General features: G+C 69.7%; 8 protein-coding genes. 4 read left to right on the top strand and 4 right to left on the bottom strand.

Going from position 1 to position 11,021, the window contains the following annotated elements; translation table 11 throughout:
* The 4 genes from ABZ880_RS21105 to glgB form a co-directional block, all read left to right on the top strand.
* A partial coding sequence (locus tag ABZ880_RS21105) for an alpha-glucosidase C-terminal domain-containing protein (protein WP_361264969.1) occupies positions 1 to 475 on the top strand: 475 nt, incomplete at its 5' end.
* Positions 472 to 2,172 carry a maltose alpha-D-glucosyltransferase gene (treS, locus tag ABZ880_RS21100; RefSeq protein WP_361264966.1) on the top strand — a complete coding sequence of 567 codons (1,701 nt, stop codon included), beginning with the start codon at positions 472 to 474 and terminating at the stop codon, positions 2,170 to 2,172. The genes ABZ880_RS21105 and treS, both read left to right, overlap by 4 nt.
* 96 nt (positions 2,173 to 2,268) lie before the next feature.
* Positions 2,269 to 3,657 (top strand): maltokinase, encoded by a 1,389-nt coding sequence (locus ABZ880_RS21095; RefSeq protein ID WP_361264963.1) that lies wholly within the window; start codon positions 2,269 to 2,271, stop codon positions 3,655 to 3,657.
* Between the two features lie 32 nt (positions 3,658 to 3,689).
* Positions 3,690 to 6,332, top strand: a complete 2,643-nt coding sequence (glgB, locus tag ABZ880_RS21090) for a 1,4-alpha-glucan branching enzyme (RefSeq protein ID WP_361264960.1) — start codon at positions 3,690 to 3,692, stop codon at positions 6,330 to 6,332.
* A gap of 49 nt (positions 6,333 to 6,381) precedes the next feature.
* On the opposite strand, the gene ABZ880_RS21085 is transcribed toward glgB, so the two are convergent.
* The 4 genes from ABZ880_RS21085 to ABZ880_RS21070 all read right to left on the bottom strand — a co-directional run bounded on the left by ABZ880_RS21085 (position 6,382) and on the right by ABZ880_RS21070 (position 10,972).
* Entirely contained in the window at positions 6,382 to 7,785 is a 1,404-nt protein-coding gene (locus ABZ880_RS21085) for a cytochrome (RefSeq protein ID WP_361264957.1), read from the bottom strand.
* A gap of 104 nt (positions 7,786 to 7,889) precedes the next feature.
* A complete protein-coding gene (locus ABZ880_RS21080; RefSeq protein WP_361264954.1) occupies positions 7,890 to 10,106 on the bottom strand; it encodes an ATP-dependent DNA helicase in 2,217 nt (738 codons plus the stop codon).
* Between the two features lie 168 nt (positions 10,107 to 10,274).
* Positions 10,275 to 10,589, bottom strand: coding sequence for a thioredoxin domain-containing protein (locus tag ABZ880_RS21075; protein WP_361264951.1), 315 nt, complete (start codon positions 10,587 to 10,589; stop codon positions 10,275 to 10,277).
* A complete protein-coding gene (locus ABZ880_RS21070) occupies positions 10,586 to 10,972 on the bottom strand; it encodes a MerR family transcriptional regulator (RefSeq protein ID WP_361264948.1) in 387 nt (128 codons plus the stop codon). The genes ABZ880_RS21075 and ABZ880_RS21070 overlap by 4 nt, the downstream gene beginning before the upstream one ends.
* Positions 10,973 to 11,021 lie beyond the last annotated feature (49 nt).

Below are 11,021 nucleotides of genomic sequence, written 5' to 3'. Positions count from 1 at the left end.
GAACGTCCCGCTGCGCGACGGCAGCGAGGAGTACCTGGACTCGGAGAAATACCAACTCCGCCCGCGTGACTGGGAGTCGGCCGAACGCGACGGCCGCACCATCACCCCCCTGATCACCAAACTCAACACGATCCGGCGCTCGAACCCGGCTCTGCGCCAACTGCGCGACCTCCACTTCCACCATGCGGACAAGGAAGAGGTGATCGCGTACTCGAAGCGGAGCGGTTCGAACACGGTTCTGGTGGTCGCCAACCTCGACCCTCACCACACCCAGGAGGCCACGGTCTCGTTGGACATGCCGCAACTCGGCCTGGAATGGCACGAGTCGGTGCCGGTGCGCGACGAGCTCACCGGCGAGACCTATCACTGGGGCAGGTCCAATTACGTACGCCTCGAACCGGGCACCCGTCCGGCGCACGTATTCACCGTCCTGCGACCGTCCACCCCGCAGATCGGAGGGTCACCCACAACATGATCGTCAACGAACCCGTTCCGGACACCTTCGAGGACACCCCCGCCAAGGACCGGGACCCGGAGTGGTTCAAGCGTGCGGTCTTCTACGAGGTCCTCGTCCGGTCCTTCCAGGACAGCAACGGCGACGGAGTCGGGGACCTCAAGGGCATCACGGCCAAGCTCGACTATCTGCAGTGGCTGGGCGTGGACTGTCTGTGGCTGCCGCCCTTCTTCAAGTCGCCACTGAGGGACGGCGGTTACGACGTCTCCGACTACACGGCCGTACTGCCGGAGTTCGGTGACCTGGCCGACTTCGTCGAGTTCGTCGACGCCGCCCACCAGCGCGGCATGCGCGTGATCATCGACTTCGTCATGAACCACACCAGCGACCAGCACCCGTGGTTCCAGGAGTCGCGCAAGGACCCCGACGGGCCGTACGGCGACTACTACGTCTGGGCCGACGACGACAAACAGTTCCCGGAAGCGCGGATCATCTTCGTCGACACAGAGGCCTCCAACTGGACCTTCGACCCGGTCCGCAAGCAGTACTTCTGGCACCGCTTCTTCTCCCACCAGCCGGACCTCAACTACGAGAACCCGGCGGTCCAGGAGGAGATGATCTCCGCCCTGCGGTTCTGGCTCGACCTGGGCATCGACGGCTTCCGCCTCGACGCGGTGCCGTACCTCTACCAGGAGGAGGGAACCAACTGCGAAAACCTTCCGGCCACGCATGAGTTCCTGAAGCGGGTGCGGAAGGAGATCGACGCCTCCTACCCGGACACGGTGGTCCTGGCGGAGGCGAACCAGTGGCCGGAGGACGTCGTCGACTACTTCGGCGACTTCGAGAGCGGCGGGGACGAATGCCACATGGCGTTCCACTTCCCGGTCATGCCGCGCATCTTCATGGCCGTACGACGGGAATCCCGCTACCCCGTCTCGGAGATCCTCGCCAAGACCCCGGCGATTCCCTCGAACTGCCAGTGGGGCATCTTCCTGCGCAACCACGACGAGCTGACGCTGGAAATGGTCACCGACGAGGAACGCGACTACATGTGGGCCGAATACGCGAAAGACCCGCGTATGCGCGCAAACATCGGCATCCGCCGCCGCCTCGCACCCCTGCTCGACAACGACCGCAACCAGATCGAGCTCTTCACCGCTCTCCTGCTGTCGCTGCCGGGCTCGCCGATCCTCTACTACGGCGACGAGATCGGCATGGGCGACAACATCTGGCTCGGCGACCGCGACGCCGTACGCACACCGATGCAGTGGACACCGGATCGCAACGCAGGTTTTTCGTCCTGTGACCCCGGGCGGCTGTTCCTGCCGACCATCATGGACCCCGTCTACGGCTACCAGGTCACCAACGTCGAGGCGTCGATGTCGTCGCCCTCCTCGCTGCTGCACTGGACCCGCCGCATGATCGAGATCCGCAAGCAGAACCCGGCCTTCGGGCTCGGGTCCTACACGGAGCTCCAGTCGTCGAACCCGGCGGTCCTGGCCTTCCTGCGGGAGTACGAGGACGATCTCGTGCTGTGCGTGCACAACTTCTCGCGGTTCGCGCAGCCCACGGAGCTGGACCTGAGGATCTTCAACGGGCGGCACCCGGTGGAGCTGTTCGGCGGGGTGCGCTTTCCGGCCATCGGTGAGCTGCCGTACTTGCTGACCCTCGCGGGGCACGGCTTCTACTGGTTCCGGCTCCGCAAGGACCTCGCGTAGGAGTCCCGCAGAACCCGGGATGGGACGGTTTCCCCTGTCCCACCCGGGGCACGCATACGTAACACCCCGCCCACCCGGGGAAAGGAATGTGACGTTATGGCGGAAACTGTCACACTTTCCGGCAAGACCAGTCCTGGCCTGCTGGCGTCCCTGGACCCACTGCTCAGGGAATGGCTGCCACGGCAGCGCTGGTTCGCGGGCAAGGGACGTCCGGTCACCGGGTTCTCGCTGGTCGCGGCCACCGAACTGCTGCCGCTCGAGAACCGGCTCGGCCTGTACCACCTGCTGGTGCGCGCCCATCAGCCGCTCACGCTCGGTGCCGAACCGCATCCGGGCGACTGCTACCAGCTGCTGATAGGGGCGCGCGAGGCGCTGCCGCCCCGGTTGGCGCCCGCGCTGATCGGACACGTGGAGGAGGGCCCGCTCACCGGACGCACGGTGTACGAGGCCCTGTACGACCCCCGGCCCGCCGAGGTGCTCCTGGAGGCGCTGCGCTCCCAGGCCCGCATCGGCGGGCTGCACTTCGAGAAGGAGCCGGGCGACGAGATCCGGCCGGGCCTCGTCCCCCGGGTGGTGACCGCCGAGCAGTCGAACTCGTCGGTCGTCTACGGAGATACGTTCATCCTCAAGCTGCTGCGCCGCATCGTGCCCGGCGTCAACCCCGACCTGGAGCTGCCGCTGGCGCTCGCCCGCGAGGGCTGCCCGCGGGTGCCGGCGCCGACGGCATGGCTGCAGGCCGAGCTGGCCGGGGAATCGTATGTGCTCGGCGTGCTCCAGCCGTTTCTGCAGGGCGCGTCGGACGGCTGGGAGCTGGCGCTGCGCGAACTGGCCAAGGGCGAGGACTTCGCCGCCGAGGCGCGGGCGCTGGGCCGGGCCACCGCCGAGGTGCACACCGCGCTCGCCCACGCACTACCGACCGTCACGCTCGGCCACACCCAGCTGCAGGTGCTCGTCGACGGCATGATCGAGCGCCTCGACCTGGCCGCCCAGGCGGTGCCCTCGCTGCGGCCGTACGCGCCCGCGCTGCACTCTGCGTTCACGGCGCTGGCCGACCTGGCGGCGGAGGGCCGTACCTGGACCGCACAGCGCATCCACGGGGACCTGCACCTCGGGCAGTGCCTGCGCTCGCCCGCCGGTCAGTGGTGGCTGATCGACTTCGAAGGCGAGCCGTCGAAGCCGCTGGCCGAGCGGCGGATGCCACAGCCGACGTTGCGGGACGTCGCGGGGATGCTGCGGTCCTTCGACTACGCGGCCCATTCGGCCGGAGGGCATGCACAGGGCTGGGCCGAGGCATGCCGGGCGGCTTACTGTTCCGGGTATGCGGAGGTCAGCGGCCGCGATCCGCGCACCGACCCGGTACTGCTGCGCGCCTACGAGACGGACAAGGCGATCTACGAGGTCGTCTACGAAGCCCGCCACCGTCCCGACTGGCTGCCGGTACCCATGGCGGCGATCGAGCGTTACGCCACGTCCGACCTGATCTGAACGACCAGACTTTCGCCTAGGAGGCGCCGCCCGTGACCCCCCGCCCCACGCCCAGCGGTTCGGATCCGAAGAAGAAGGCCGAGGAGACGGCCAAGAAGGCCGCTAAGAGTGTGAAGAAGGCGGCGGAGAAGGCCGTCGCGCCGAAGCCGAAGAAGGCGACGGCCGACAAGGGGACGGCGAAGAAGGCCGCCACGAAGAAGACCGCCGTGAAGAAGGCTGTGGCTGAGAAGGCCGTAACCGCGAAGGCACCCGCAAAGAAGGCCGCGGCCGAGAAGACCGCGGTGAAGAAGACCGCGGCCGAGAAGACCGCGGTGAAGAAGATCGCCGCAGAGAAGACTCCGGCGAAGAAGGCGGCCGTCAAGAAGGCGGTGACGGCCAAGGCCGCCGCGCAGAAGGCGACCACCGCCGCGAAGAAGTCCGCCGTCAAGAAGACCGCCAAACCGGCCGGGAAAGCCGCCGCGAGCACGGCTGCGCCGCCGGCCGTCGTCTCGCCCGCCCTGGACGCCGGTGACCGCGAGCGGCTGCTCGCCGGTACGCATCACGACCCGCACGGGGTGCTCGGCGCCCACCCGGTGCCCGGCGGGGTCGCCTTCCGGGTGTTCCGGCCGTACGCGCTGTCCGTGACCGTCGTCGCCGGGGAGCTGCGGGCGGAGCTGCACGACGACGGGGACGGCTTCTTCTCGGGGCTGCTGCCGCTGTCCGAGGTCCCCGCGGCGTACCGGCTCCTCGTGGCGTACGAGGGAACGGTCCAGGAGGCCGAGGACACGTACCGCTTCCTGCCCACACTGGGCGAGCTCGACCTGCACCTCATCGGCGAGGGCCGGCACGAGTATCTGTGGCAGGTGCTCGGCGCGCACCCGATGACGCACCAGGGCGTGAGCGGCACCCGCTTCTCGGTGTGGGCGCCGAACGCCCGCGGTGTGCACGTGGCCGGCACCTTCAACTTCTGGGACGGCACCGGCCATCCGATGCGCTCGCTCGGCTCCTCCGGCGTGTGGGAACTGTTCGTGCCGGGGATCGGCGAGGGCGAGCTGTACAAGTTCGAGATCACCCGCCCCGACGGCTCGAAGACCCTGCGCGCCGACCCGCTGGCCCGCCGCACGGAGGCGCCGCCGAACACGTCGTCCGTCGTCACCGCCTCCCGCCACGAGTGGCACGACGAGGCCTGGCTGGAGCGCCGCGCGGACCGCCCCGCGCACAAGGCGCCGTTCTCCGTCTACGAGGTCCATCTTCCGTCGTGGCGCCCCGGGCTGACGTACCGTCAGCTCGCCGAGCAGCTCCCCGCGTACGTGAAGGACCTGGGCTTCACCCACGTCGAGCTGATGCCGATCGCGGAGCATCCCTTCGGCGGCTCCTGGGGCTACCAGGTCACCGGTTTCTACGCACCGACGGCCCGCCTCGGCACCCCCGACGACTTCAAGTACCTGGTCGACGCGCTGCACCAGGCGGGCATCGGCGTGCTGATGGACTGGGTGCCCGCGCACTTCCCGCGCGACGACTGGGCGTTGGCGGAGTTCGACGGACGGACGCTGTACGAGCACGAGGACCCGCTGCGGGCCGCGCACCCCGACTGGGGCACGCTGGAGTTCGACTACGGCCGCCGCGAGGTGCGCAACTTCCTTGTGGCGAACGCCATTTACTGGTGCGAGGAGTTCCACATCGACGGCCTGCGGGTGGATGCCGTGGCCTCGATGCTGTACCTCGACTACTCGCGCGAACCGGGCCAGTGGATCCCGAACGAGCACGGTGGCCGGGAGAACCTGGACGCGGTGGCGTTCCTGCAGGAGATGAACGCGACGGTGTACCGGCGGGTGCCGGGGGTCGTGACGATCGCGGAGGAGTCGACGGCCTGGGACGGCGTCACCCGCGCCACGCACCACCGGGGGCCGGGCGGCTTCGGGGGCCTGGGCTTCGGCCTGAAGTGGAACATGGGCTGGATGCACGACTCGCTCGACTACATGAGCCACGAGCCGGTGCACCGCAAGTACCACCACAACGAGATGACGTTCTCGATGGTGTACGCGTACAGCGAGAACTATGTCCTGCCGATCTCGCACGACGAGGTGGTCCACGGCAAGCGCTCGCTGGTGTCGAAGATGCCCGGCGACTGGTGGCAGCAGCGCGCCAACCACCGTGCCTACCTGGGCTTCATGTGGTCGCACCCGGGCAAGCAACTGCTCTTCATGGGCCAGGAGTTCGCGCAGGGTGCGGAGTGGTCGGAGGCGCACGGCCCGGACTGGTGGCTGCTGGACCCGGCGTACGGGGCGGAGCCCGACCACCGCGGGGTGCGGGACCTGGTGCGCGACCTCAACACGGTCTACCGGCACTCGCCCGCGCTGTGGGAACAGGACACGGACCCGGCCGGCTTCCAGTGGATCGTGGGCGACGCGGCGGACGACAACGTCTTCGCGTTCCTGCGACTGGCGACGGACGGCACCCCCCTGCTGTCGATCTCGAACCTCTCCCCGGTCGTCCGCCACGACTACCGCCTGGGCGTCCCGGACGACGTCCCTGCCTGGCACGAATGCCTGAACACCGACGCGGCCCGCTACGGCGGCGGCGACATCACCAACCCGGACATCATCAAGCCGGAACCCCAGCCGTGGCACGGCCGCCCGGCGAGCGTCCGCCTGACGCTGCCGCCACTGGCGACGGTGTGGCTGCGTCCGGCCTGATCGGAAGGGTGCGGCCGGCCTGAACCGCAGGTGGCCGCTCCCAGCCGTCCTACTTCGCGCCGAACATCAGCCGACGCAGCGCCGCCAGCAGGCCCTTCGCCTGACTGTCGGCGCCGCGGCCGTTGTCGGTGGGCGCCGTGTGCTCGCGCGGTCCCGGCCCGGGCGGACGCACCCGGCCACTCAGCTCGTACCGCACCGGCAGCACCTTCAGCCCCCGCACCACCGGCCCCGACCGCCACGGCAACTGGTCCGGCGGCAGCGTGAGTTCGGCCTTGCTGAAGTGGTCGAAGACCCGCCCCACCGCGGTGGTCACGATCATGCCGCCCAGCTCGCGCGCCGCGCTGGGGCAGCCGTGCGGTCCCGCGCCCCACCCCAGATGGGCGCGCGTACTGACCGTCGACCCGACCATCGGCGACGACCCGATCGCCAGCAGGTCCTGGTGCGCGGCCGCCGCCGACGGCGAGACGACATCCCCGGCCCGCACCCAGAAGTTGCCCAGCCGCACGTCCCGCGCCGCGAACCGGAAGCACATGTTGGCGACGGGAGGGTTCACCAGCGCCGCCCGGTTGATCGTTTCGCCGAGCTGCCCCGCCGACAGACTGCGCCGCACGGTCGCGTTGCCGCGCAACACCTCCAGCAGGGTGTTCATCACCATGTTGCCGGTGATGTCGTTGAGATAGACCGCGTTCATGAACAGCTCCCGGCCCAGCTGTTCGTCCGACATCCCCGGATCCGCGAGCAGCATGTACGACGTCAGGTCGTCCCCCGGCCGCGCCCGGCGGTGCGCCACGAGCCGGGTCATCGCCGCCAGCGCCCGCCCGGTCGCGGGCCCCGCGTCCGGCCCGCCGTCCAGCATCCGCCACAGATCCATGACCAGCTCGTCGCCGAGCTCCACCGGACAGCCGAACAACTTCGTGGTGACCATCAGCAGCAGCGGTCTGGTGTACTGCGCGCCCAGGTCCGCGAACCCGGCCGCCCCCGACTCCGCCGCCAGCATCCCCACCAGCTCGTCCGCAAAGCTCGCGACGGTCGCCCGCAGCTCCCAGCCCTGCGGACTGCGCGCCTCCTGGAAGGGCCCCAGCGCCGAGTGCAGCGAGGCGCGGGCCGCCCGGTGCTCGTCCTCGTCCATGAACATGGTCTGCCGCACCTCGTAGCCGGCGAGCAGCGGCCAGTCGTACGGCAGCCGTCCCTCGGCCCGTGCCCGCCAGTACCGGATGTCCCGCCGCCACAGGCTCTCGTTCCGCAGGACCTCCAGCACCTCGCGGTAGTCGAGAACCAGCCACGCGGGCACGCCCATCAGAGCGACAGGCGCGACCGGCCCGTACTGTCGTCGCAGCCGCTGGTACACCGCCCCCGGATCGACGTCGAACTCCGAGGTGAGCAACGGCTGGACGGGAAGCGACTCGAGCGACGGGCTGTCGGCCGGCGCGGTCGCGTACGGATGGGCTTCCATAACGCACACGCATACCGCACCGACCGTGCACGAGCAGTGACCGTGGCGCGAACTGTTACGCCTTGGTGATACCCGGTGACCCGGGCCGTGGTGGAACCTGTGATTCAGGTGGTGACCAGCCCCTTCGGCAGCCGACCGGTGTGCAGCACCCCCAGCCGCTGCGTGGCCCGTGTCAGCGCCACGTACAGATCGCTCGTGCCGTACCGCGCCGGCTCCACCACCAGCACCGAGTCGAACTCCAGCCCCTTCGACTGCCGCGGATCCAGCAGTACGACGGTCCGCGTCAGGTCGGGCTCCGCGCCCGCCGTCACCCCGTCCAGCCGTGCGGCCAGCTTGCGGTGCAGATAGCGCGGGGCGATGACCGCGAGCCGGCCCTCGGCGGGGGTCATCTCCTTGACGGCCTCGGCCACCGCCCCCGGCAGGTCGTCGGTCGCGCGCACCCAGGGCCGTACCCCTGTGGAACGCACCGAACTCGGCGGTTCGAAGTCGGGGTTCTCGGCCCGCACCACGCCCGCCGCCAGGTCCATGATCTCCGCGGGCGTGCGGTAGTTGACGCCCAGGCGGGTGTGCTCCCAGCGGTCCTCGACGTACGGGGCGAGGATGTCCGCCCAGGAGCCGACGCCCGCCGCCTCCGCGGTCTGCGCCGGGTCGCCGACCAGCGTCATCGACCGGGTCGGGGTGCGCCGCATGAGCAGCCGCCACGCCATCGGTGACAGCTCCTGCGCCTCGTCGACGATGATGTGCCCGAACGCCCAGGTCCGGTCGGCCGCCGCGCGCTCGGCGGCGCTGCGGTGGTCGTCCTCCTCCTGCCGCTCGGCGAACCGCTCGGCGTCGATGATGTCGTGCGCGGACAGGACCTCGGAGTCCTCCTCGTCCTTGTCCTCGAACTCGTAGGTCCGGGAGGCGTACGAGACGTCCAGCACGCCCTGCGCGTACGCGACCTGCGTCTCCCGCTCCCGCTCCGCCAGCGCCCGCGCCAACCGCTCGTCCACGCCGAGCAGTTCGGCCGCCTCGTCCAGCAGCGGTACGTCCGACACCGTCCATGCCCGGGTCACCGGGCGCCGGATGGCGGCCGCGTCGTCGTCGGAGACATAGCCCACGGGGTCGGCGAGGAAGTCCGCGACCAGCCGCTGCGGGGTCAGGCGCGGCCACAACTGGTCGATGGCGGCCCAGACTTCGCGGTTCTCGGCGATCTCGTCGCGGATCTGGGTGATGTCGCTCGGGTCGAGCAGACTCGTGCCGTCGTACGGGTCGGTGCCCACGCGTTCGGCGTATAGCTCGGTGAGGGTGTTGAGGATGTGGCCCTCGAAGTGCTCGCGCGCCACGTTGTGCGGCAGGTCGGCGGCGCGGGTGCGCTCGCGGGCGACCTTCACCAGGCCGTCGTCGAGCATCAGGACCTCGCGGTCGTGCTCGATCGCGATCACCGGGTCGGGCAGCGCCTGCCAGTCGCGTACGACGTCGGCCAGCACGTCCGCCATATCGGCGCGGCCCTTCACCGCGGCGGCCGCACGGGTGTCGGCGGCCGTCGCCTTCACGCCGGGGAACAGCTCCCCGACCGTCGCGAGCAGCACACCCGTCTCGCCCAGCGAGGGCAGCACCTCGCCGATGTAGCCGAGGAAGGCGGGGTTGGGGCCGACGATCAGCACGGCACGCTTGGCGAGCAACTCCCGGTACTCGTACAGCAGGTACGCGGCCCGGTGCAGCGCGACGGCCGTCTTGCCGGTGCCCGGGCCGCCCTCGACCACCAGCACTCCGCGGTGCGGGGCGCGGATGATCTCGTCCTGCTCGGCCTGGATGGTCTGCACGATGTCGTGCATACGGCCGGTGCGGGCGGCGTCGAGCGCGGCGAGCAGCACGGCGTCGCCGGTGGGGTCCTCGTGGCCGGTCCGTTCCTGGTCGCCCAGGTCGAGGATCTCGTCGTGCAGGGCGGTGACCCGGCGCCCCTCGGTGGTCAGATGCCTGCGCCGGCGCAGGCCCATCGGGGTGTGACCGGTGGCCAGGTAGAAGGGCCGGGCGACATTGGCCCGCCAGTCGATCAGGATCGGCGTGCGCTCCGCGTCGTCCGTACGCAGTCCGATACGGCCGATGTGGTGGCTCGTGCCCGCGGTCAGGTCGATCCGGCCGAAGCAGAGCGAACCGTCGACGGCGTTCAGCGCGGCGAGCAGCCCGGACCGCTCGGCGACCAGGATGTCCCGCTCCAGCCGGGCCTGCATCGGCGTGTTGCCCTGCGCGAGCGCGTCCGTGACACCGGCCTCGGTGTCCCCGCGCAGGGCGTCCACGCGCGCGTACAGTCCGTCGATGAATTCCTGCTCGCGCTGCAATTCATTGTCTGGAAAACCGGTGTTTGACAATTCCGCTCCCGCCCGGATATACTGTGCCTACTGAACTTCTTTGCGACCCAATCTTCTTGAAGTCGCGAACCATTGAATATACGCAAAGAAATCCCCCGGGCGCAATTACCCCGGGGGATTTCTTCATATTCGGCGAGGTCAGAGCACGTCGGCGATTTCCTCCAGCAGCCGCCGCTTGGGCCGCGCCCCCACCATCGCCTTGATCGGCTCACCGCCGCGGAAGACCATGAAGGTGGGCATCGACAGCACCCTGTACGCGTTCGTGGTCTCCGGATTGGTGTCCACGTCAAGCTGCACGACCTTGAGCCGGTCGCGCTCCTCCTCCGCGAGGGCGTGCAGCACCGGCCCCATCTGCCGGCACGGCGGGCACCAGTCGGCGGTGAACTCCACCAGCACCGGCAACTCGGACCGGATCACCTCGGCCGCGAAATCCGCGTCCGTCACATCGATCACAGCTCCTGCCCTCCCAGTTCGCACAACGGTGGTGGCTCCTCGACGGTCGCCAGCCGCACGCCGATCTCCGCCCGTACGGCCTGCAACTCGCCGATCAGCGCGTCGAGTTCGGCCAGCTTGCGTCGGTAGACCGCGAGCGAGGCCGGGCACGAGTCGCCCTCCGGGTGCCCGGCCCGCAGACACTCCACGAACGGCCGCGTCTCCTCCAGGTCGAACCCGAAGTCCTGCAGCGTCCGGATCTGCCGGATCAGCTTCAGGTCGCTCTCGTCGTACGTCCGGTAGCCGTTCCCGGAGCGCCGCGCGGGCAGCAGGCCCCGCGACTCGTAGTACCTGAGCGTCCGCGTCGTGGTCCCGGCCCGTGCGGCCAGCTCGCCGATTCGCATGCCTACGAACGTAATCCTTGACGCCGACGTCAGGGCAAGGGCGGATTCC

Origin of the sequence: Streptomyces sp. NPDC047043, assembly GCF_040644055.1 — a bacterium.
Lineage (GTDB): Bacteria > Actinomycetota > Actinomycetes > Streptomycetales > Streptomycetaceae > Streptomyces.
The sequence above is the reverse complement of the archived record's forward strand: the minus strand, read 5'-3'. Positions and strand labels throughout refer to the sequence as shown.